The organism is Aquimarina sp. I32.4 (assembly GCF_002924285.1).
GTDB lineage: Bacteria > Bacteroidota > Bacteroidia > Flavobacteriales > Flavobacteriaceae > Aquimarina.
On sequence record NZ_PGUB01000025.1, the window covers coordinates 1 to 23,538 of the forward strand.

Consider the following 23,538-nt stretch of genomic DNA (forward strand, 5'->3'; position numbering starts at 1 on the left):
TTTATTTCTTCTTCTCACAACCTAAAAATAAGGATTTTTAAAACAAAAGATAAACTAATTTATGCTCTTATTAATAAGTGAAACAATACAGTAATGGTTACTATCTCACTTGTAGCCATTCTAAATTTTCGATTTCTGGTCTTTTTGCCTGTAGTAACTTGTCTTTTTCGCATAGCAGGCTCATAAACAGCACAAAAATCATCAATAGAACAAAATATTTCAGTAATTTTATCTTTAAAAATCATAAGTAGAATTTAATTTAAATATTTGAATGTTAGATACTTAAATATAATTATTTTCTGCTTTTTCTACAAGTAAAAAAAACTATTCCTTACGTCGAACTCAGGTTGATAGGTAAAGGTTGGTAATTTCTTTTTGAGATATACCTATGAATTCATTGGATGTAAAATGAGTTTTTTTTAACGCTATTATTTGTTTAGCAGGGTATATAATGTATGCATTTTTGAATGATGGAGCTATTTCTGGAAAATTGTTTTTTTGATGAGAATAGTGTGATAAAAAATCATTTAACTCTTTGTATCCTTCATTGTTTTTGGCAAGTCCTACATATAAAGGTTGATGATTGTTTCTGAAATCGATACCTATAATTGGTTTGATATGATGTTCTTTTGCTTTTCTAACAAAATTTAAACAGGCAGATGTGTTATTGATATCAGTTAGTGCAAGGCAGTCTATATTGTTTTTTTTTGCTAGTTCCAGAAGGTCTGTTTCAGAAAAGGTTCCATAACGTAAACTATAGTATGAGTGGCAGTTGAGATACATAATAGGGATTTTTGTTTTTACTCCTGATTATTGTTTTCTGTGTGCTAATACAATTGGTGGTTTACCATCGAATGGGTTTTGTATTCTGCCTATGGTGGATGCTCCTATAGCAGCAGCTCTGATAACACTGCGATCACCGTATCGCCCTCTTATAGTATCTAGTGCTTGGTATAGGTTAAGTTGTTTTTGATCATCGTCAAATAGATTAATTTGATAGTTACCACTGACTAGGTGGCTATATCGTATGCCTATTAATCTAATTAGTAATCGTTTTTGATATAGTTTTTCAAATAATTCTAGAATTTTAGGAATCAGAATATGATCTGCACTGGTATATGGTATTTTAACTTGTTTGGTATAGGTGTTAAAATCAGAGTATCGAATTTTTATGGCAATACATGCTGTTAGCTTATTTCCTCTACGCAATTGGTAGGAGAGGTTTTCTGTCATTGCTATGAGTAGGTTTCTGAGCATATGTATGTTGGTAGTATCTTTGTCAAATGTTCTTTCTGTAGATATTGATTTACGTTCAGAAAAAGCAATAACTGGAGTGTTGTCTATTCCGTTTGCTCTTTTCCATATGGTTACTCCATTTGTACCTAGTACTCTTTTCATAAGATCAGGGGGCATATCTTGAACGGTTTTTATATAACGAACTCCTAAGTTGCGCAAGATTTGATATGTTTTGTTACCTACCATTGGTATTTTTTTGACTGATAAAGGAGCAAGAAATGGTTTTTCTGTGCCAAAATCTATTTTTAATTGATTATTAGGTTTGGCTTCATTGGTAGCTACTTTGGATACTATTTTGTTACTAGAGAGGCCAAAAGAGATGGGGAGTCCAGTTTCTGTAATTACTTTTTGTCTCAACTCTAGTGAGTATTTATAGGCGCCAAAAAATTTATCCATACCTGATAGGTCAGCATAGAATTCATCGATACTTGACTTTTCAAGTACAGGAACATTCTCTTTGATTATTTCTGTAACTAGATCAGAGTATTTGCTATATGTATTGGTATTTCCTTTTATAACAATAGCTTCAGGACAGAGTTCTTTGGCTATTTCCATAGACATGCCAGAGTGGATACCATAGGATCGTGTCTCATAGCTACAGGCGGCTACAACACCTCTATCACTTACTCCACCAACTAGCAGAGGTTTTTTTTGTAAGGTGCTATTAATCATGCGTTCTACGGATACGTAGAATGTATCTAGGTCAAGGTGTAGTATAGTTCTCAATATAAAATATTATGGAATAATTCCATTTAATTATATGGTGATGTGAATTTTTTATTCACAAAAGAGATAAAAAAAACGACACCTTGGAGAAGGTGCCGTTTCCGAAAAAATTTTATTTTGGGGCTACAAAATAAAATTCAGTATCGATTAATTTTCTGCCATATTATAGGTGGCAAATTGTTGCATAGCGGTTTGGGTTAGTTCTTTTGCTCTATTTACATAGAAGTTTTTTGTATCATCGAGAGATTCGTTTTTCAACTCGTTTTCACTTCGTACGTAATCGGCTTGTGCTTCGAATTTGGATTCTTCATTTAGTACAACACTTAATTCTTGTAGTGCGTTTTCTAATTTTTGAAGAGCTTGTTCTGCTTTTGATTTTATAAGGGATTGTTTTTCTAATTCAACAGCTCGTTTTGCTTCAAATTCAGCTTTTATTTTATTTTGTTCAGCTATTCGTTGTTCTAGCTTTTGTTGTTCGATTTCTAATTGACGACGTTTTGCTTCTAATTCTTTTTGTTTATTTGCTACTTCTTGCGTTGCTTCAGCTAATACATTATCCTCTTCGATAGATGCTTCTTCTGTATTAGAGTAGCTAGCGCCGTTAGCTTGGCAAGAGGTGAGTTGTTCTAGAAGTTTGGCTCCTAGTTCTTTTGCGCGTTTAGCATAATACCTACTACGCTCATAGGTGTCTTGTTCTAATGAGCTTTCCATATCTACTCGAGCTTGATATGCAGTTTCATTTGCTGGTTTGCAATCACATTTATCTGATAAATCTTCTACTTTAATAAAGGCAGTTATGGCTTTGTCTGCATATTCCTGTGTATGGAAGACATTATTCGCCCCATGTGCTTTCTTACTATGTGAGTATGCATAACTAGCAGCTGTCAACGCGTCTTCATATGCGTCTTGTGCATTAGTTGTTGGTATAAGAAATAACAATACTATGGGGAGTGCAATTTTTTTCATTCTTTTGGGGCTTTTAAATCACATACAATAATACAATATTTTATTAGTAAACTCCAAGAAAAAACGTCATTAATCGATAAAAAGCGCATTTTACCTTGATTTTTACGGTAAAACCTTGATAAAGGTGATAAATATCCTACTGTATGTGAGGGAATAGGGGGTTTATATTCTGTGTTGCTAATAGAAACGATGGGATATATGTAATATTATGTTTTTTCGTAATTTTTTAAAAATAAATTAATGATTTGTGGTATTCTTTTGTAAGCTAATTACGTACCTTACGTCTAAATACCTTATGAAACAATTAGTTATATCTTCAATAAATCATAATCTTAATAATGCGATTGCTTTACTTAAGGCTATAGATACTGGTACGTATCAAAACAACTCTGTAGGTCCGTATTATTCGAGTATAGGTTCTCATATACGTCATACGCTTGATTTTTTTGATTGTATTATTAGTGGATTAGACTCTAATAATATTGATCTTACTGCTCGTAAACGGGATGAATTATTAGCGACCAATAAGGAGGTTGCAATAGAATATATATACAAACTTCAAGAAACATTAGTTTCCTATATTGATGTAAACACGGGATACCTGATTCATGTTACAGATAATATGGGGAAAGGAAAGATAACTGTTAATTACACTTTAGAGAGTATCCTTTTGCATGCAAATAGCCATGCAGTACATCATTATGCTACTATTGGATATATTCTTGATCGTTTGGGTGTGCGTATAGAAATTCCTGAATTTGGTTATAATCCTACGACTCCGATCAATAAAAGAGAGGGGATATAGTCAAGGTTATATTATAGGGAGTTATTTTTTTTGCCAAACATTGATTCCATAATAGTTTTTAGACCTCTAAAAGCCATAAAAATGGCAAATGCGGCACCAATTATTCCTAGTATTAGTATTAGAATATATAATGGGTGATCTTGGTTTTTGAAAGCAGAATGAATAATCACTGGGCTGATAAACATGAAAATAAAAGCAATTGCCATGCGTTGTACGCCTTTACCTAATATTTCTTTATTTGTTCTTTTGGGTTCCATAATTTTTTATTGCATTGCGTACACTTTTGTACTGTTTCAATAATTTTTCTGCTTGCTCATAGTTGATAGTCAATTCTTCCATGATCATTCGTACTCCTCTGTCAACTAATTTGTTATTGCTTAATTGCATGTCAACCATTTTATTGCCTTTTACATGCCCTAATTGAATCATAGTAGCTGTAGAAATCATATTCAGGACTAATTTTTGGGCTGTTCCTGCTTTCATACGAGAGCTTCCAGTTACAAATTCTGGGCCTACTGTAACTACAATAGGAAATTGTGCGGTGGTTGACAAAGGGCTTCCTTCATTGCATGTAATGCACCCAGTGGTTATATTATTTTTGTTACAATGTTGTAATGCATGGATAACGTATGGGGTGGTTCCTGATGCGGCAATACCGATTACAACATCATTTTTTGAAATATTTTGTTCTTCTAGGTCTTTCCACCCTTGATTAATACTGTCTTCTGCATATTCTACTGATTTTCTGATTGCGGTATCACCTCCAGCAATTAATCCTATAACAACATCATGGGGAACGCCAAAAGTAGGAGGACATTCACTGGCATCTACAATACCTAATCGACCACTTGTTCCAGCACCTATGTAAAAAAGGCGACCTCCTTGCTTAAGTTTTTGTACTGTTTGAGTAATCAGGTTTTCAATTTGAGGTATTGATTTCTCTACAGCGTCAGGAACTGTTTTGTCTTCTTTGTTGATGTTGGTAAGCAATTCATTGATATTCATTTTTTCTAAATGATTATATGTTGAGGATTGCTCGGTAGTTTTTATAAAAGTCATGTTTCAAAAATACTGATTTTTGATTTAGAGAAAGGCTTGCTTTTCTTTTTAATATTGAAATACTATTTTTTTATTGTTACATTAAATTTATCAGCCTCAGAAAGGTTAAAATATCCTAATGCATAATTATCTGTATTGGTAGTGTTAATGATATTACCTCTTAATTGTGCAGGGGGTGTTTGAAAAGGATTTCCTCCTTGTTGATCACTTTGCTCAATAAGTAAACTAGTATACTTATAATACCGTTTATCGATTCCTAAAATCTTGATAGTTACATCACGCCCGTTGACCATATCTTCATAAAAATAAGAGAAATTAAATGGTTTGCCTTGATAGAAACGATCTTCACTTGCCAAAAATAAATCAAAGTCAAAGTCAAAAAGATAAAAATCATTTCGGGTTCCGTCGTCTGTAAAAAAGATTATAATTTCTGTTTCATCATTAAATAAGGTGTTTTCTCCTTGCTTTATAGTATCAATAGGAACTGTAGGAATAAGTTGTGTTGTTGCTTTATAAGTTTCGTTATTGTACACTACAGTTAGTTCATAGAGAGTACCAAATTGTGGGGTAGGAAATTCTTCTGCGGGAACATATAAACCACTATCTGGTACTTGCTCAAAATTGATAATTGTATTATTATTTGTATTGGTAATATAAACTATTGCACCTTGTACTTCTGGGATGTTTTGATCAAAGAATGGAGCAGAAAGAGTAAGCCGTACTTTGGGGGCAAATTCTATAGGGGTTTCATTAAGGTATAGTTCAAAAGAGGCATCGATTACTAGTTTTGGTTCTCCGTTTGGAACATCTACTTCTACAACATCTTCACAGCTTACCAATACTAATATTCCAAGTATAAGAATTATTAATTTCTTCATTTTTTTTAAAATTTAAAATTATAAGCTATCGCAGGTATAATACCAAAAATAGAAGTCCTGACAGCTTCATTTGCATAGGTGTCTTTGTTTCTTGCAAAATTAATTGATGCTGCATTTTTGCGATTATATAAGTTATAAATACTGAATACCCATTCTCCTTTCCATTTTTTTGTTTTGTTCTTTCTAGGAGTGAGTGTAGCAGATATATCTACTCTGTGATAGGCTGGTAACTGCTCGCTATTTCTTAGCCCATCAAATAGTGGAATTGATAGTCCTTGATATTCAAATTGACCTGTGGGGTAGTTGGTAGGTTGCCCTGTTTGAAACACAAAATTAGCTCCAAATTTCCATTTTTTATTTACCTCATAACTTCCATTAAAAGAGATGTCATGAGTTTTATCATAAGAGGTTCTATACCATTGCCCGTTATTAATTCCAGGCTCTTGATTTGTTCGGCCTAATGTTTTTTGTTCTGATCTTGATAGGGTATAGGCTAACCAACCTTTAAACTTGCCTTCATTTTTTCTGACTAAAAATTCTAGACCATAAGCGCGTGCTTTTCCATTAAGAATATCTTGTTCGATGGCATTATTAGCGATCAAGTTTGCACTGTCAATATAATCAATACGGTTTTTGATGTCTTTATAAAAAAATTCTGTTTCTATTGTGTACTTATCATCGTTTATGCTTTTGAAATATCCTACTGCGTATTGATTAAGCAATTGTGGTTTTATGTATTTACCACTGGGGGTCCAGACATCTAGTGGAGTCGGGGAGTTGGTGTTGGAGAGTAAGTGAAGGTATTGTGACATTCTGTTATAACTTGCTTTTATAGAGGTATTGTTATTAAAAGCGTAGGCAAGGGTAATTCTGGGTTCTAGATTGGTAAAAGTCTTGATGATATTACTTCTGCTATATTTTTTGATACCAATACGATCGTTTCCTTCATAGAATTGTAGTTCTTGATTATAAGAAAGAGGGTTGTCATTTTGATATATGTTTAATTCTTCTTGCCCAAATCTGATAAAATGACTTGCTCTAAGACCGTATTGAAGTGTTAAATTGTTTGATATTTTATGCTGTGCATCTATATATACAGCGGATTCATTGGCGTATTTATCGATAAGTTTTTCTCTATTGATTCCCGATTTTTTGTTATTAGGTTTAATTTCACCAGGGTTAAACTTAAAATAAATGGAGTTGATTCCGTAATTGAGTTGAAAATTATCACTTATATAATGCTTGAAATCGTATTTGAGATTAAAGTTTCGTATACCAGAATCCCATTTGAATCCTACAAAATCTAGTTCTAATCCATAAAAATAATCAGAGTATATAAGGGATAGATTAGAGAATAATTTATCAGAAAAAAGATGATTCCATCTAAGATTAAGTACAGTATTACCATAGGTGTTTGTGAAAATTTCATCTAGTGCAAATACATCTCTACCAAAATATCCAGATAGATAGAGGTTGTTGTTACCATTGATTTTGTAATTGAGTTTGGTGTTTAGATCATAGAAATATGCAATGTTATCATTATCAAAAAGAGGTAAAAATAGATGTGCGTATGATGCTCTTCCTCCTACCAAAAATGCTCCTCGGTCTTTTGCAATAGGGCCTTCTGCGAGTAATCTACTGGCTACAGCACCTAAACCTCCATTGATTTTATATTTTTTACTGTTCCCTTCTTTTTGGTATATGTCTAATACAGAGGATATACGCCCCCCATATTTTGCAGGAATTCCTCCTTTGTAGAGTTTTATATCTTTTATAGCGTCGGGATTAAAAACAGAGAAGAAACCAAAAAGGTGTGATGAGTTAAAAATCATAGCTTCATCCAATAGAATTAGATTTTGATCGGCTGCTCCCCCTCTTACATTAAAGCCAGAGGCACCCTCACCACCACTAGTAACTCCTGGTAAAAGAATGATGGATTTGATAATATCAGCTTCTCCCAAAACAACAGGTATTTGTTTGATGGTTCCTGCAGTAAGTTTATTAATACTCATTTGAGGGGTCTTGATATTTAGTTTTTCTGTTTTTTCTGTAAGGATTATTTCATCAAGCATTTCTGATGCTTCTGTAAGCTGAATGTTTAGTTTTTTGTCTGTATTCAAATCGATTTCCTGTATGTTGTCTTTGAATCCTAAATAGCTAATTTGTAATTTGTATTTTCCTTTGGGTAGGGTTATAGAATAAAAACCATATTCATTGGTAACGACTCCTTTTGCTATTTCTGGAAATAAAACATTGACACCAATTAGTGTTTCATTACTGGATTTTTCTGAAATAATACCATTAAGAGTAAATTTCTCCTGACTGTAGATAGAGAATGGTGTTATAAATAAGAGTAGTCCAAAGAGAGTGTATATCTGTTTTTTCAAAAGAAACTATTTTATCGATTAAGATTTAATACTGTGGTTCTGTAAAGGAAAAGATATGTTAGGAGTTCTACAACTATTATTTTGTTAATTCTGATTTTTTTGGTATTGGTTTTTTGTATCAAAAAATAGTTGTTATTGTTTAGGTAACATATGATATGATTATGACATAAATAGTTACTTATTTATTATATATTAAAATTATTTAATTATAAACTATTATTTAAAATACAAGTTTTTATGTGCAGAACCCCATTTTTATTAAAAATAGTAATTTTAGTTAATATTCTATCTTGTGGAGTCTCTATACAAGCTCAATATTTAGGAAGAACAGTGTATAAACAACTTACGAATAATGATTTTAAAGAAGTAATTTCTCTGCAATCAGATACTCTTGATGTTATTAGTGGCAAATTAATAAGGCCTGTCAAAATAAAGTTATTAGGTAATTATCTACTGGTTGCTGATATCAGTGCCCAAAAAAATATACATATCATAGATGTTAAAGAAAACACATATTTGGGAGGGTTTATTGATATAGGCAGTGGCCCTGATGAAATATCAAGCCAATGGGGTTTATCAAAAAGTAGTGATACCACTTTTATACTATCAGATACGTATTACAAGAAGTTTCTAGGGTTTAATATTAATGAATTATTGGCTACAGGAAAATTTTTTATACGTGGTAAAATCAATAAAGACGAGATCCCTTATTTTTTTGATTATAATGATGATAAGAATAGTTTGTTATATGCTGGACATTCAACAAAAGAATTTCGTTTACATGAAAAAGACCTAGGCTCTGGAGTAATTAGTGGTTATGGTGGGATATTACATACTCCTGATGGCAAATCGAATGTAATTGAAGTTAGAAATTTTTTATCAGTAGCAAATGTATCCAGTAATAAGACTCATGTTGCTTTTGCATATATTTTTGCTCCAATGGTGGAAGTTTTTGATTATCAAAAAAAAGAAATGAAAACTATTTTATTGCCAGATAATAAAGAACCAACATATCATGTTCGTGAGGAAGAAGGAGGGTTAAGTGTGGGGTCTGCCAGAGATACAACTTTTGAATTTGATGATATCGCGATGTCTGATAATTACATTTAAGCTCTTTACACAAGAAGAAAGATAAGCAATGACCACCCAAAAAATAGTAAGGTTTATGTGTTTGATTATGACCTAAACCCAATAAGAATATACAATTTGGATCGGTATATTCAATTTCTTGATGTGGATAAGGATACTATGATTTACGGATTGCATACAGAACAATTAGGGTGGGAAAGTGCTAAGCAAAAAGTGTTTATCTATAATTTAAAACATTGATAAATAAGGCTGTTTTATGAGTCAATATTTGGTTGCTTAAATTGATTACAATCAATGCTTTATAAATCCACCTGTACATTGTATTTATTAAGGATTTCTAGGTGTTCCTCAATCTCGAATTCTGATTCTTTAAATCGATTACGCCTAGTAATACTTTCTTCTTTGCGTATGATACTTCTTACAAAACGACGCACAGCAGTTTTATCTTCTATAATTAATCCAGGGATAGGGGTGCTTTTGCCTTTATTGTTTTTTGCTACCATTGTAAAATAGCTAGAATTGCAGTGTTTTACTTTTCCTGTTTGTATGTTTTCTGATTCTACACGTACGCCTACTACCATAGATGTATTTCCTACATAGTTTACAGATGCTTTGAGAGTTACTAATTCACCTACTTCTATTGGTTTTAAGAAGTCTACCTTGTCTACGCTTGCAGTAACACAATATGTTTCTGAATGTTTGGAAGCGCATGCAAATGCAATTTGATCCATAAGAGACAAAATATAACCACCATGTATTTTACCACTAAAATTAGAATGAGAAGGAAGCATCAGCTCAGAAATGGTTACTCTGGCTTCTCTATTGGTTTTATGTTTTTTCATAGTGTTTAATTTTACAAGGTTTACAAGGAGATTACTTACTTATTCCTAAAATGAGGAGAAACTTCTTCGACAACATCGATTACAAAATATTTGGTATCCCCAAGCCAAGAGATTTTGGCAAAGCGTTCTTTGTATTTTAATTTTACATATCTACCTTGAAACTTCTCTAGTTTTTTTATGACGTCTTCATTCTTATCTTCAACAGAAAAACTAAATATTTGTGCCCCAGAGATTCCTTGACTAATTTCACCTTCCCAGGTTTTTATTGCTGCTCCTTTGTAGCTAAACTTGATTAATTCACCACTTCGAGTTCCTTCACTATACGAAGCGTAATATATAAATGCATACCATCCTGTAAAAAGCAGTGTAATGGATATTATGATTATAATAAGTATTTTTTTCATGATCAAAGAAATTATAGTATTGGCTCTTCTTTATTTGATAAATCAGTTTTGTTTTTTTACTGAAACAACTTTTCTGATTAATAAAATAAATCCAATTGTAAATATGATTCTGGCTATAATAGAAATAACATTAACACCCATTATAAGTTTAGCATAGGTTTCAACTCCCCATTGGCGACTTACATAAAAAGCGCCTATTAGAGATGCAATAGCGCATAATAACTCAAGTATAGATCCAATAACTAATAGAACACCAGATGGCGATATTCCTTTTTTTGCAACATAGTATAAACAGCTAATTAGAATAAGAATTTGAGCAATAGGACCTATTATACCAATAATTACCCCAGATAGTATTTCAACAAAATTCTGCTCCATTTTTTATGTCGTTGTATTATTTCCTTTTATTGCTTTTTTGATAAGTAAATAAAAACCTATAATAAAAAGTATAGATCCTATAAAAGCAATAAAGTTCACTCCTGAATTAATGATACTATATAGGTTGAATCCCCATGAATCTACTAGCATAAAAAGGAATTGATGTATAATGGCTACAATAAATAATAATATATTACCTATAAGAATTAAGATTCCTTCTTTTGTAGAACCAACTTTACTTATATAATAGATGGCAAGAATTATAAATACAATAATTGGTATGATATAGAATATAATCCCTGTGATTCTAAGTAGGATTTCTGAAAAATCAGTATCGATCATGATTAATTTTTTTTGATTAATTTTTTATGTATTGTTTTATTCATTCTCTTCTGTAGCTCTTTTTATAACAGCTTCGGGAAGAGATTTTTTGGCTTTGGCTCCCATTTTTTTGAGTTTTTCTACACTTGTGATAAGATTACCTCTACCATCTACCAGCTTATTCATAGCTGCAGAATAATCTTTTTTTGCATCATCAATTTTTTTACCAACTCCTGTAAGGTCTTTTACCAAACCTTCAAATTTATCATATAATGCTCCTGCTTGTCTGGCTATCTCAATTGCATTACGTTGTTGTTTTTCATTATTCCACATAGAATCAATAGTACGTAGTGTGGCCAGAAGGGTAGATGGGGTTACGATAACTATATTTTTCTCAAATGCTTGATTGTATAATTTGTTATCTTGATTGATGGCAATAGCAAAGGCAGGTTCTATAGGTACAAACATGAGAATAAAATCAGGAGATTCTATATCGTATAAATCCTGATAGTTTTTTTCTGATAATTGGTCTACGTGACGTTTTAAAGAAGTAATATGCTCTTTAAGATGTACTATTTTTAGCTCTTCATTCTCTTCATTAACATAGCGTTCGTATGCAGTAAGTGCAACTTTGGAGTCAATAATCATTTTTTTATTGTCGGGAAGATAAATAACCACATCAGGCATCACTCGTTGACCGCTGTCTAATGTAAAACTTTGTTGTACAAAATATTCACGGTCTTTTTCTAATCCTGATTTCTCTAATACACGTTCAAGTACCAATTCACCCCAGTTTCCTTGCATCTTACTATCCCCTTTTAGTGCTTTAGTAAGATTGGTAGCTTCTTTACTCATTTGTTCATTAAGGTCTTTAAGCCCTATTATTTGTTGACGCAATGCAGCATGATAGTCTATACTTTCTTTATGAGTTTGTTCTACTTTTTTCTCAAAAGTATTGATCTTTTCTTGTAGAGGGTTTAAAATATTTTTGATATTTTCTTTATTCTGCTCAGTGAATTTATTTGATGTTGAATCTAATATTTTATGAGCTAGGTTCTCAAAATCTTTGGTGAATTTATCTTGAAGCTTTTCTACTTCTTCTTTTTGAGAAGCGTTTTTGAGCATCAGATTTTCGTATTCAGAATTGCGACGTGTGAGCTCTGTGTTGAGAAAATCCTTTTCTCTACGAATCTCTTCACGTTCTTTTGATAATTCTGTATATCGATTTTCTGAAGCTTTTTTGAATTCATCAAATTGAGACTGAATCAAATTTGATCGCTCATTGATAGCACTTTCGTCACTTTTTTTTTGTAATTGGGTTACATATTTACCAATAAAAAAACCAGCAATAATTGATATAATGATTCCTCCAATAGCAATGAAGATGGGTGTGTATTCTGACATGTAACCTATTGTTTATTTTGTTCAAATATAAAGAAGTGAATTCAACTTTTTTCAATTCATTATAAAAATGCCCTTTTTCTCTCAATTTTCCTCTTTTTTTAGCTTCGTAGGGTTGCTATCAAGTGTGAAAAACACTTCAATAGTGCAAAAAAAACTATTTTTTGTTAGAATCAACCAATTAAACTACTCAAAAGATACACAATGAAACTGCTGAAGAGGTATAAGAAATTTGACTATTCATTTTGAGTATTATTTTTCTAGCTTTTTTCTTTCCCGAAGCGGTAATTTTTTGACAATTAAATTATAAGAATCATCAATCCATTGTTTGATAAGTGTATCTGGGATAGAGTGATCTATTATTACTTTGTTCCAATGTTTTTTACTCATATATGAAGGAGGCACTATAGCAGGGTATGTTTCTCTAAGATATTCTACATGATCTGGATTACATTTTACACTGATCGACATAAATGTAGATATATCGGTAGCGGTAAACATTTTTCCTAGTACTTTGAAAACCAAAACATCAGGCAGTCTACTGAAAGGGAAAGATTCTGTAACTCCTTTTTTTGCAATACAATACTCTCTGTATTCTTCAATATTCATTACGATGTGATTTGTAGTGAAATTATGAAATTAATTTCAATAGAAAATTAGTATAACTTGAAAGATTTGTATGCTTTAAATCAACACAAAAAAAAGAGGCTATCTTTTTATGGATAGCCTCTGGATTTTTTTTAAAGAATGGATTCTCTTAAAAAATTATGGATTTACTTCTGTTAATGTTGTTGTTTGCACTTTTACATCAAATGTAATTTGACCATTATTTCCATCACCAGCAACTAATGCTGTGATTTTTATCATTCCCTTATTACCATAGCTGTCTACAAAGTCAATTACATCACCAACTGCCAAGTTATTTATTCTCTGGCTTGCAGGTTGTGTAATGAAATCTAAGTCACTTTTTGTGCTTATTGCATCAAAATCAGCAATAGTTTTAGAGGATAAACCAAAATAAACTTTGTTTAACTCTTCAGTAGTTACACCTCCTATAGTTGGCACATCTATAATATTAGTTGGGTAGTTATTAGAAGAAGCTAAAGAAGCTTTTCCTGTTAGTCCATAGTAATACCCAAAATCCCACAAAGCACTATATTCTTCTCCTTGGTTAATTTTATATACCTTACCATCAAAAATAGACATAAAAGTAGATGAAGAACCATCTCCAAGAGGAGCTTCTAAAAGAGTTTGAGTATAAGATTTTACACCATTACCAACAGCACCATTTCCTGCTTTGATCGTAATTGTACCAAAGTCGTAATCTCCGATAGCATTTCTTTTTGATACATTTCTAAAATCACCTCTTCCTGTAGTTGCCCATAATACATAGGTTACAGTACCGTTTGCACTAGAAGGTGTATCAAAGTCAATATTGAATGTGAATTCTTTTTTATTATCACCTACTAAATCAATAGAGCCATCCTTTTTTTCATCAACAGCTTGATTAGTGAATGCAAATGGCTCATTGGCAGTACCATCTACGTTTTTAGAAATATAGAGTCTTTTCATTGACTTATCTGCAGTAAAAGTCACATTTACTTTTACTGTAGAATTAAGTTTATCTGTTGTGATCTGTATATCACGTTCTGTAGTATTACTGGCATTGGTAGTGTTTACGATAAGATCATAAGTGGTTTCCTCACTAGGGCCTTCTATATCTGTATTGTCATCAGAGCTACAGCTAGTGATCAATGCTGATGAAGCCACTAAAAAGAAGATTGATTTAAGTTTTAACATGTTGTTCATAATAGATTTGATTTTTTGATTCTGCGCAAAAATATTGCTTTTTAAAATAAATTGTACGCATAAGTAACGCCAAAATTGTACAGTTATTCCGTAATATGCTTATTTATTCGATAAAAAGCATGGATAAAGAAGAAGGTAAGAAAGATAATGGAGTTAGGGATGCTTAATTTCTTACCTTGTATGTACCAGATTTAGTGTCAAAATGGATTAGGTCTTCAGGGAAAAGAGAAGAAAACGCACGACATTGTATAAGTTCTTTTGGTCTACCGAATTCAAAACCATCTGGATTCATTACAATCATCTTATCACATAGCTGTATGGCAAAATCAATCTCATGGGTTGAGAAAAGAATTGTTTTCTTGGTCTCAAAAGCTAAACGCTTCAATAGTTTCAAGATGTATGCTTTATGATATATATCTAAATGTGTTGTAGGTTCATCTAGGATGATAAATGGAGTGTCCTGCGCTATTGCTCTGGCAATAAGGACTTTTTGAAGTTGCCCGTCACTAAGTTCAAAACACCGTTTGGTAATAAGATCTGTAATATGAGTAACTTCTATTGCTTTTTGTGTTTTTTTAAGATCTTCTTCTGCCATTTTACCTACCCAGTTGGTGTAAGGTTGTCTACCCAGTGCTACTAATTCCTGAACAGTAAGATTTTTTGAGGCAATTTGTTCTGTAAGAACAATACTGAGTTGTGAGGCGAGTTCTGTAGACTTATAGGATTTTAATTCTCGGTCAGATAATAAAATTTTTCCGTGTAACTGTGGTTGTACTTTTGATAGTGTACGTAATAAGGTAGATTTTCCGATACCATTGGCTCCAACTAATCCAACTAATTCCCCTTCGCGTAACTTTAGATTGATATCAGTAGCAATGACATTAAGCTTTTTGTGTGTACGGTACCCTATAGAAAGGTTTTCTGTTTTGAGAACGATATTTATAGTTTCAGAATTAATAGATTCGTTTTTTATGTTTGGTTATAGTCGTATATCAAATAAGCTTAAATTACTTTAAAGATAAAAAATAGAATTTTAATCTGCTTTTTGATATTTTTTCTTTCTTATAAATAGGAATATCGCTCCAAAAATCAAAAGTATAAGTAATGGGATTAGAATATTGATAACTTGCCATAATGTTTTGTCGGTTACAACTTTTTCAACATTCAAAAATGGAATGTTTACTTCTTTACTTCTGATTTCTATAAGACCTGAATCATCTAGTAGGTAATTTACAGCATTTAATAAAAACTCTTTATTTCCATATTTCAGATTCATAGTAGGGTCATATCCTAATTCTATTGGTCGTCCTTTTTGAGTCTGATTTTTGATAATATCTCCATCTGCAATAACAATCATTTTTGATGAGGTACTCTTATCTTTGTGAGATTCTATTTTATATGGTTTTATACGATCTTTATAGGTTGATTTAAAGTTTCCTTCTAGCAATACGGCTAGGTTTTGTGGTCCTTCTATATAACTTGCCATATTTGGCTTACGTCTAATGATATCTTCTAGTCGGATTTCTTTGGGTACTCCTTCTACTTTGGATTTGTCAGAACTGGTAAGTAATATGGTTTTTTTTATATCATTTTTTAAAGTATCTATTTGGTTTGAAAACTCAAATTTCACAGATTCAATATTTTTTACAATAGGATGGTTTTCTGTACTTTTTGTTAGTGATCCATAATACCAAGGATATGGGGTAAATTGAGTGTCGTTACCTTGGCCAGATGCTAATACTAGTGGTGCAGAGTATAGGTCATTAACCAAAACAGGATTGACTCTTACTCCGTATGAAAATAAAGCGTCCCCAAGTCTTAAATCTTGCATAATTGCAACGGCAGAACCTTCTGGATTCATTAGACTATCAATCTCCATTGTTACAGATTCTAGCAACCATAATGATTTTCCGCCATTCATAATATATTGATCGAGTACGTACTTTTCTTTTTCAGAAAAAGCTTGTGTAGGCTTGGCATTGATTACGAGATCAAATTTTTGTAGCTCTTGCAACGTTTTTTTAGGATTACTGGCTACAGAATCAAGAGTGAATGCTCCTATAAAGTAATAATCTTGTAGTGTTTTGATAAAATCAGCAATATTGATATCAGGCATTTGCCCATTACCTTTTAGGACTGCTATTTTCTGTTTTTTAGGATGTAAAAGTTTGGTTAATCCATCTGTAAAAACATATTCTAATTGCTGTATTGAATTCAGTACACGCTCTTCTGAGGTGGCTCCTATTGTATTTTTGATCAAAGGAATCTTGACACTCCTTTTTTGGTAGCTTATGATTGCCCAGGGAACTACGGTTTCTATTTCTGTTTTTCCGTTTTCTTGTACACTTACTTCCATTGGAGTAAGACCATATTTTTGTAACTCTGTAATAGTTTGAGGGCGTATTTCTTCCTCTTCTAATGGATTTGTAAAAATGTACCGTATATTAGGGTTTATAGCATTGAATTCTTCTAATAATTGTTTAGTTTCTGATTGTAAACGCTTGAATTCTGAAGGGAAATCTCCTTCTAGTAATACATCTACAAGTAGAGGAGCAGAGGCTTCAAATAGGAGGTTTTCTGTAGCTTCTGATAGTGTAAAACGGTGATCTTGGGTGAGGTCAAAACGTTTATAGAGAGAGTTTCCTAGAGATATTATTGCAATAGAGGTGATCAATGTGATACCAACAAATTTTAGTTTTTGTAGTAGTGTTCCTTTCTTTAAGGTGATAACTGTAAGGACGATAAAGAAAAAAATGATTCCTATAAAATAAAGAACATCTCTAGTATCAAGAATACCTTGACTCATTCGCTCATAATGCATTTGCATTCCTAATTGTTCAAAGGTATTATTCAAGATTGCTAGTAAATCATAAGATGCTAATCCGCTAAAGCCAAAGAAAAAGCTAAAACATAAAAAAAGAGCTACCAAAAAAGCAACAATTTGATTATTGGTTATTGCAGAAGAAAATATTCCGATAGCAGTGTATGATGCACAAAGAAGTATGAGAGAGATATAAGATCCTACAATACTTCCTATGTCAAGATTTCCTACGGGATTTCCTAATTGATAAATGGTATATATAGAAATAACACTGGGAATCAGAGAAATACAAATAAGAGATAGACTTCCTAGGTATTTACCTGTTGCCAAATGCCAGTTTTTGATAGGTTTGGTGAGTAATACTTCGAGGGTTCCTTGTTTTTTTTCTTCAGAAAAACTTCTCATGGTTATTGCAGGGATAAGAAATAATAATATCCATGGTGCTATTCTGAAAAAAGGAGAGAAATCAGCAAATCCACTATCTAGAATATTATATTGCCCTTTGAATATCCATAGAAAGAGTCCGTTCAGAATTAAAAATATGGCAATAACCAAATATCCTACAGCAGAGGAGAAAAAGGTATTGATTTCTTTACGTATTAATGCAAACATAGGCTTTCTAAATGTTATTTTTTTAAATATTACGGGTCTTATTTTAACAGTTGGGGTATATGGTATAACTATTTTTTTAAACTTGACTTAGACTCCATGCTTCTGGTTTCTGATTGAATTTATTTTTGGTATTTGCCCAAACACCTTTGAATAACGTAGAGTTTCTATAGTTATTGAGATGCTCTTCTGATTCCCAGTAGCTATAGGTAAAAAATTGAGTTGGTTGGTGTATATCTCTTACTAATTGTAGGTGACTACAACCTTCAAAATTTCTAATTTTGTCTTTGTTTTGTTCAAAATTGTTTAAGAAAGCATCAATTTGATCGGGTAAAAATCCCATTTTTACTATACGTATAATCATTTTTTTTGTTTACATGTTATTCAAAACTAACGCTTACTGTATCTCTATAGTGTAACCCAAAGAGGCTTGAGGCTCCTCCTACAGTTTTGGGATTACTTTTATATATAGCTAATTCTAAATATCCAGAAGAATTAAAAACAGCTAACTTTTTACCATCTTCTTCTCGTTTACTTTTTTCGATATCAAAATTGATAGCATCACTATATCGTTGATATACATTTTCAAATACAGCGGTACGAGCGGTAATTTTAAATTTTCGTCCTTTTCCTATTTCTTCAAATAATTTACGAGTGATATTGGTAATCAAATTTCCATAATTATCTATATAGATAATACTACCTACAATTTGTTTATCACCTAAATTTACAATTGGAGTGATTCCTGTAATAGTTTTGATGTCTGATATCGTTTTACCAATCACTTCTAGAGTTCCTCCTCTGGCAATGTGGCAAGCTACTGTTACAAAAACATCTAATACAGGAAAATTAGATACAATAGTATCGTGAATATTTATTTCTACAATTTTTTCTGGATTGAATTCTGATGTGATCAAACAAATTAATCCATTGTTGGCACAAATAAAATAATGATCATCTAATTTTACTGCAATATGTTTATTCTCAGGATTAAGTTCACTATCAATCCCTATGATATGAATGCTTCCTTTTGGAAAACTTTTATAAGCGTTTTGAATAATATAGGCAGCTTCTGTAATATGAAAAGGTGATATTTCATGAGATATATCAACAATATTAGCTTCTGGTAACTCAGAATAAATAGCACCTTTGACCGCAGATACAAAATGATCTTTAGTTCCGAAATCCGTAGTTAAGGTGATAATTGACATGTACAAGAATTGTTAATATCTTTTGGTTGTAAGCGCTTAAAAATATGTAAATTTGTTATGAAGTTATTCAAAGTTTTTCTTGGGATAACAAAACAAGGTAAAAATCATACGCTATTGTATTTTTTTAATGACTCTGTTGCAGAGTGATTTGATAAATATTTTGTTTCGTTTTAATACTTATTTTGTTTTCCCTATAAAAACATAAAAAAACTTTAGCAAACTTAGTCAATCCTAAAAAAAAATCATACTAAAATCCGTATAGCTTTTGAATGAACTTATTATTGAACTAACAGAAATCAATCCGAGAGAGTTTTTCGGACTTCAGAATAGCAATATTCAATTATTAAAAAAATACTTTCCTAAACTAAAAATTGTAGCAAGAGGTAGTAAGCTGAAGGTGTATGGAGATGAAGATATGCTCGAAGAGTTTGATATGCGCCTCAATATGCTTTTAGAGCATTTTGGAAAGTATAACAAGTTGGATGAGAATGTAATAGAGCGTGTTCTTACTAGTGATAGCAAAGCAGATTATGAAACTTCTGCCAATAGTGGAGAAACATTACTGCATGGAGTAGGAGGTAAATTGATTAAGCCTCAAACGGCAAATCAACGCAAGCTAGTAGAGTCTTGTGGTAAGAACGATATGGTTTTTGCTATTGGTCCTGCGGGAACGGGAAAAACATATACAGGAGTTGCATTGGCTGTAAAAGCACTAAAAGAAAAGCAGGTTAAACGTATTATTCTTACACGTCCTGCTGTAGAAGCAGGAGAAAACTTAGGTTTTTTACCTGGTGACCTCAAAGAAAAACTGGATCCTTATATGCAACCTCTTTATGATGCACTACGTGATATGATTCCTAATGAAAAACTAGATAGCTTTATAGAAAAAGGGGTCATCCAGATTGCTCCAATGGCATTTATGAGAGGAAGAACCTTGGATAATGCCTTTGTTATATTAGATGAAGCACAAAATACTACGCATGCGCAGATGAAGATGTTTTTAACTCGTATGGGTAAGAATGCCAAGTTTATTATTACTGGTGATCCTGGACAGATAGATTTGCCAAGAAGAGTAACTTCGGGACTTAAAGAGGCTTTATTGGTGCTTAAGAATGTACAAGGAATTGGTATGATTTATCTTGATGATAAAGATGTAATTCGTCATAAATTGGTTAAAAAAGTTATTGCTGCCTATAAAGAAATAGAACATAGAAACGAATAAAACAAGTTAGATACTAGTGTTTGATAGGTGGTAATAAACATACAAACATATATTTGACCATAGAATAACGCTTATAAATCACGTGACCCTAATATTCACAAATTAACAAATGAGTACGATACTAAATACAAACTATAATTTTCCTAACCAAAAATCTGTTTACAAGGGAAAAGTAAGAGAGGTGTATAATATAAATGATGAGCTATTGGTGATGATCGCTACAGATCGACTATCTGCATTTGATGTAGTAATGCCAAGAGGAATTCCTTTTAAAGGACAAATTCTTAATCAGATTGCCACCAAAATGATGAAAGATACCGAGGATTTGGTGCCAAACTGGCTAATTGCTACTCCTGATCCCAATGTTGCTGTAGGTCATCTGTGTGAGCCTTTCAAAGTAGAGATGGTTATAAGAGGATATCTTTCTGGTCATGCTGCCAGAGAATACAAAGCTGGTAAACGAACCTTGTGTGGTGTGGCTATGCCAGACGGTATGAAAGAAAATGATAAGTTCCCTGAGCCAATTATAACTCCTTCTACAAAAGCAGATAATGGAGCGCATGATGAGGATATCTCTAGAGAAGAAATATTGTCTACCAATATTGTGTCTGAAGAAGATTATATCGTGCTAGAAGATTATACACGCAAATTGTTTCAAAGAGGAACAGAGATTGCAGAAAAAAGAGGGTTGATCCTAGTGGATACTAAATATGAGTTTGGAAAAACAAAAGAGGGTAAAATTGTGTTGATTGATGAAATACATACTCCTGATTCTTCTCGTTATTTTTATAAAGAAGGGTATGAGGAAAGGCAACAAAAAGGAGAATCACAAAAGCAATTGTCTAAAGAGTTTGTAAGACAGTGGTTGATTAGTAATGGTTTTCAAGGAAAAGAAGGACAACAAATCCCTGAGATGACAGATGAGTATATTCAATCTGTATCAGAACGCTATATTGAGTTGTATGAAAATATTGCGGGTGCTGGCTTTGAGAAAGGAGCAATTACCGATATAGAAAGACGAATTGAGGATAATATTTTAGAATATTTGAAAGGATAACCTTGTCTATAGAGTTATATAGAATTAAAGCTGTTATTTGTAATGAATAACAGCTTTTTTTAATGTTTTTTGTCTCGTGATAAAATATTATGGGTATCTGTTGTATGTAACTAATACCAACTAAAATTTAAAATACCATATTGAATGCCTTTAGACGGATGAATAGAAAAAGAAAACCAATGTTGGTATTTCAAGGCTAAAGCACTAAGTGACTACAAAGGCAAATATTTAAGAAAAAATAACAAACATAATTTATGAGTTACGAATTTAGGGCGTTACTTAATGTAGTACTTTACAGACATACAAGTGGTTTTATATTTTTCCTTTTTAAGAATATCAAAGTCTATAACCCACTGATAACATACCCGAAAAGGCATTGTTTTTTAAATCCATAAACTCTGTACTTGCTGCTGTTGTTAAATCGTGTAGATACGAAAAATTTATCCCTATTCGATATTTATCAAAATCATGAACCAACCCCATTTCAGCTTTTCCTCCAAAAGTGGTAGTATTCATTTTAAAACCAGAAGAGTATAAGGAACTTTTAAATTTTTCTGACCCTACTAAAAAATCCATTTTTGGCCCAATACCGATAAAAATATGTGTATTGTCTTTTAATTTGAATGGAAACCTCATGGTTGTATTTAAGTGAATATAATTCCAAGCTTCTTTGAATTTTGCTTGATCTCCACTCAATAAGGGGTTTTCTTCTTTTCCTCCTTTTCGTAAATAACCAACTTGACTAGAAAGGTAAAAAGATTTAGTCTCCCAATAATCCATCCCGATCAATGCAGAATAAGTAATTATTTTTTTGTTCAAAACATCAATTGCACCATCACTCATAGAACTTGCAACAACTCCGTTCTCTAATTTGATAACTTGTGCAAAAAGTAAAGGTTTTGTAAAAAATAAAATTAAACTAAAGATTATGAGTTTTTTCATAAAAAAATGATTTTTAAGTATGACAAAAATTAATTTTTATTTAAAAAGGAACTGTGAAATATTTTACAGTTCCTTTTTCGATTTTTAAATCTATATCTTTAATATTTAAGGTAATAATATTTATAATTAACTCGTTGAAGAGAACTCGGAATCTTTACAGAAAGACTCTGCCCCAAAACATTACTTCTAACATGAATCATTAATGTATAAACAATAAATTCATTTTTAGTTGGACCACTATTTTGGTAACTAGTTACTCCAAGATCTTGATCAATTAGGTTATTATATCCTACGGGACTAGGAATATTAACAATACAGGTATTAAAAAATAAATTTTCATAATGTTTGGTTTTAAGAGTTAATTATTGATGAAATTTCATTTTAGCATGAAATACTATGTACAAGTAAATGTAATTTTTTTAAGGTTATTTATTCAACTAAATCGTACTAATTTAATGTTAAAAAACGATAGCGTTCAAAACGTTTTGAATAAAACAAAAAAAAGAGAATTAGATTTTGTACCTCAAAAAGATCTTTGAGTTGCACAACAAATTTCATATTTTGACTGAATTAAACTCAGGGATCTTCAAAAATTTAGTCAAAAAGCAGAAGGCAAATAAACATTGTAAGGGATTTATTGTAAAGTAACAATGTGTCAATGCCCCTTTTCATCAAATACCAAAGAAACTTCCTGAAATAAGATATGCAGGGAGTTCTTTCTTAAAACATCTTGGACACTATTGATATAAGACTTGTATTCTATTTAAAATTAAAGTTAAGCGACTTTGTACTCTAATAATTGTATATTATCCTGTAAGCGCTCTTTTACAATATTCATCATACGTTTGTTTAAAGAAGACGAACTTTTGAGATAAGACATATACTCTTCTATGGTAAATTGCCCTATAATCATTCCTTTGAGACTGTTTCTGAATTTCATATCTTTCTGGATCGCATTTTCGATATAATCAAAACGTTTTTCTAGAGATAATTCATAAAATGTATTCTTTCTTTTTTGAATGTAATTTTTGAATACTTCAATTAATAATTCTCCTTGTAATTTTATAATAGGACGAATTGTTTTGTTCTGAAATTGTTCATCATCAGACATGTTTGCAGATACTCTTGCATTTAATAATTGTGGTCGTATTGCTAATAAATTTGTTTCCCTGTTTTCCATATTAACGAAAGTTTACTAAAAATAATTAATTTTTAGGCTTAAAATAAATACTACTTCTATAGTTTTAAATGACTTATAAACAATAGAGAAGTTGCATATGAGGATTAAGGAATAAGGTAAAGTAGTTTATAAAAC

The 23,538-nt window shown here is 31.7% G+C and carries 25 protein-coding genes; 4 read left to right on the forward strand and 21 right to left on the reverse strand.

The genetic code is table 11. From position 1 onward, the window contains the following. Nucleotides 1–59: 59 nt before the first annotated feature. The 4 genes from CVD18_RS07600 to CVD18_RS07615 all read right to left on the reverse strand — a co-directional run bounded on the left by CVD18_RS07600 (nucleotide 60) and on the right by CVD18_RS07615 (nucleotide 2,988). Nucleotides 60–245 carry a hypothetical protein gene (locus CVD18_RS07600; RefSeq protein WP_103864847.1) on the reverse strand — a complete coding sequence of 62 codons (186 nt, stop codon included), beginning with the start codon at nucleotides 243–245 and terminating at the stop codon, nucleotides 60–62. Between the two features lie 97 nt (nucleotides 246–342). Then, entirely contained in the window at nucleotides 343–783 is a 441-nt protein-coding gene (locus CVD18_RS07605) for a PHP domain-containing protein (protein ID WP_103864848.1), read from the reverse strand. 27 nt (nucleotides 784–810) lie between these two features. Next, the gene (dinB, locus tag CVD18_RS07610; RefSeq protein ID WP_103864849.1) at nucleotides 811–2,025 is read right to left on the reverse strand and encodes a DNA polymerase IV; all 1,215 of its coding nucleotides are present in this window, start codon (nucleotides 2,023–2,025) and stop codon (nucleotides 811–813) included. A gap of 144 nt (nucleotides 2,026–2,169) precedes the next feature. Beyond that, nucleotides 2,170–2,988, reverse strand: coding sequence for a hypothetical protein (locus tag CVD18_RS07615; protein WP_103864850.1), 819 nt, complete (start codon nucleotides 2,986–2,988; stop codon nucleotides 2,170–2,172). 295 nt (nucleotides 2,989–3,283) lie between these two features. Here CVD18_RS07615 and CVD18_RS07620 point away from each other — a divergent pair, with 295 nt between their 5' ends. Beyond that, nucleotides 3,284–3,793: a DinB family protein gene (locus tag CVD18_RS07620; RefSeq protein ID WP_103864851.1), complete on the forward strand. Its 510-nt coding sequence runs from the start codon at nucleotides 3,284–3,286 to the stop codon at nucleotides 3,791–3,793. A gap of 11 nt (nucleotides 3,794–3,804) precedes the next feature. On the opposite strand, the gene CVD18_RS07625 is transcribed toward CVD18_RS07620, so the two are convergent. The 4 genes from CVD18_RS07625 to CVD18_RS07640 all read right to left on the reverse strand — a co-directional run bounded on the left by CVD18_RS07625 (nucleotide 3,805) and on the right by CVD18_RS07640 (nucleotide 8,117). Next, on the reverse strand, nucleotides 3,805–4,050 hold the full coding sequence (locus CVD18_RS07625) for a DUF6095 family protein (protein WP_103864852.1): 246 nt from the start codon (nucleotides 4,048–4,050) through the stop codon (nucleotides 3,805–3,807). Then, nucleotides 4,028–4,852: an N-acetylmuramic acid 6-phosphate etherase gene (gene murQ / locus CVD18_RS07630; protein ID WP_103864853.1), complete on the reverse strand. Its 825-nt coding sequence runs from the start codon at nucleotides 4,850–4,852 to the stop codon at nucleotides 4,028–4,030. Before murQ ends, CVD18_RS07625 begins: the two co-directional genes overlap by 23 nt. A gap of 62 nt (nucleotides 4,853–4,914) precedes the next feature. Next, nucleotides 4,915–5,730: a DUF4249 family protein gene (locus CVD18_RS07635; RefSeq protein ID WP_103864854.1), complete on the reverse strand. Its 816-nt coding sequence runs from the start codon at nucleotides 5,728–5,730 to the stop codon at nucleotides 4,915–4,917. 5 nt (nucleotides 5,731–5,735) lie between these two features. Further along, on the reverse strand, nucleotides 5,736–8,117 hold the full coding sequence (locus CVD18_RS07640) for a TonB-dependent receptor (RefSeq protein WP_233194501.1): 2,382 nt from the start codon (nucleotides 8,115–8,117) through the stop codon (nucleotides 5,736–5,738). Between the two features lie 237 nt (nucleotides 8,118–8,354). On the opposite strand from CVD18_RS07640, the gene CVD18_RS07645 reads away from it, so the two are divergent. Continuing rightward, entirely contained in the window at nucleotides 8,355–9,227 is an 873-nt protein-coding gene (locus CVD18_RS07645) for a hypothetical protein (RefSeq protein ID WP_103864855.1), read from the forward strand. A gap of 278 nt (nucleotides 9,228–9,505) precedes the next feature. On the opposite strand, the gene CVD18_RS07650 is transcribed toward CVD18_RS07645, so the two are convergent. From CVD18_RS07650 to CVD18_RS07700, 11 genes are all read right to left on the reverse strand, one after another. Then, the gene (locus CVD18_RS07650; protein ID WP_103864856.1) at nucleotides 9,506–10,048 is read right to left on the reverse strand and encodes an acyl-CoA thioesterase; all 543 of its coding nucleotides are present in this window, start codon (nucleotides 10,046–10,048) and stop codon (nucleotides 9,506–9,508) included. A gap of 35 nt (nucleotides 10,049–10,083) precedes the next feature. Continuing rightward, a complete protein-coding gene (locus CVD18_RS07655; protein WP_103864857.1) occupies nucleotides 10,084–10,452 on the reverse strand; it encodes a 6-phosphogluconate dehydrogenase in 369 nt (122 codons plus the stop codon). Nucleotides 10,453–10,494: 42 nt separating this feature from the next. Then, complete coding sequence (locus CVD18_RS07660; RefSeq protein WP_103864858.1) at nucleotides 10,495–10,830, reverse strand: hypothetical protein; 336 nt, start codon at nucleotides 10,828–10,830, stop codon at nucleotides 10,495–10,497. 3 nt (nucleotides 10,831–10,833) lie between these two features. After that, nucleotides 10,834–11,172, reverse strand: a complete 339-nt coding sequence (locus CVD18_RS07665) for a hypothetical protein (protein WP_103864859.1) — start codon at nucleotides 11,170–11,172, stop codon at nucleotides 10,834–10,836. Between the two features lie 36 nt (nucleotides 11,173–11,208). Then, nucleotides 11,209–12,555: a DNA recombination protein RmuC gene (gene rmuC / locus CVD18_RS07670; protein ID WP_103864860.1), complete on the reverse strand. Its 1,347-nt coding sequence runs from the start codon at nucleotides 12,553–12,555 to the stop codon at nucleotides 11,209–11,211. A gap of 249 nt (nucleotides 12,556–12,804) precedes the next feature. Continuing rightward, nucleotides 12,805–13,161: an MmcQ/YjbR family DNA-binding protein gene (locus CVD18_RS07675; protein ID WP_103864861.1), complete on the reverse strand. Its 357-nt coding sequence runs from the start codon at nucleotides 13,159–13,161 to the stop codon at nucleotides 12,805–12,807. 156 nt (nucleotides 13,162–13,317) lie between these two features. Next, nucleotides 13,318–14,361: a hypothetical protein gene (locus CVD18_RS07680; protein WP_146052730.1), complete on the reverse strand. Its 1,044-nt coding sequence runs from the start codon at nucleotides 14,359–14,361 to the stop codon at nucleotides 13,318–13,320. A gap of 163 nt (nucleotides 14,362–14,524) precedes the next feature. Beyond that, complete coding sequence (locus tag CVD18_RS07685; protein ID WP_328515276.1) at nucleotides 14,525–15,334, reverse strand: ABC transporter ATP-binding protein; 810 nt, start codon at nucleotides 15,332–15,334, stop codon at nucleotides 14,525–14,527. 60 nt (nucleotides 15,335–15,394) lie between these two features. Continuing rightward, nucleotides 15,395–17,794, reverse strand: coding sequence for a gliding motility-associated ABC transporter substrate-binding protein GldG (gene gldG / locus CVD18_RS07690; protein WP_103864864.1), 2,400 nt, complete (start codon nucleotides 17,792–17,794; stop codon nucleotides 15,395–15,397). A 76-nt stretch (nucleotides 17,795–17,870) separates the two neighbouring features. Continuing rightward, complete coding sequence (locus CVD18_RS07695) at nucleotides 17,871–18,155, reverse strand: putative quinol monooxygenase (RefSeq protein ID WP_103864865.1); 285 nt, start codon at nucleotides 18,153–18,155, stop codon at nucleotides 17,871–17,873. A 16-nt stretch (nucleotides 18,156–18,171) separates the two neighbouring features. Then, nucleotides 18,172–19,002 carry an S-adenosyl-l-methionine hydroxide adenosyltransferase family protein gene (locus CVD18_RS07700; RefSeq protein ID WP_103864866.1) on the reverse strand — a complete coding sequence of 277 codons (831 nt, stop codon included), beginning with the start codon at nucleotides 19,000–19,002 and terminating at the stop codon, nucleotides 18,172–18,174. A gap of 265 nt (nucleotides 19,003–19,267) precedes the next feature. Between CVD18_RS07700 and CVD18_RS07705 the strand changes: the two genes are divergently transcribed. Next, on the forward strand, nucleotides 19,268–20,224 hold the full coding sequence (locus CVD18_RS07705) for a PhoH family protein (protein ID WP_103864867.1): 957 nt from the start codon (nucleotides 19,268–19,270) through the stop codon (nucleotides 20,222–20,224). A 109-nt stretch (nucleotides 20,225–20,333) separates the two neighbouring features. Further along, a complete protein-coding gene (locus CVD18_RS07710) occupies nucleotides 20,334–21,281 on the forward strand; it encodes a phosphoribosylaminoimidazolesuccinocarboxamide synthase (protein ID WP_103864868.1) in 948 nt (315 codons plus the stop codon). Between the two features lie 336 nt (nucleotides 21,282–21,617). Here CVD18_RS07710 and CVD18_RS07715 read toward each other — a convergent pair whose 3' ends face one another. Continuing rightward, nucleotides 21,618–22,223: an outer membrane beta-barrel protein gene (locus CVD18_RS07715; RefSeq protein WP_103864869.1), complete on the reverse strand. Its 606-nt coding sequence runs from the start codon at nucleotides 22,221–22,223 to the stop codon at nucleotides 21,618–21,620. Between the two features lie 775 nt (nucleotides 22,224–22,998). Beyond that, on the reverse strand, nucleotides 22,999–23,403 hold the full coding sequence (locus tag CVD18_RS07720; RefSeq protein ID WP_103864870.1) for a glyoxalase: 405 nt from the start codon (nucleotides 23,401–23,403) through the stop codon (nucleotides 22,999–23,001). Between the last annotated feature and the right edge of the window lie 135 nt (nucleotides 23,404–23,538).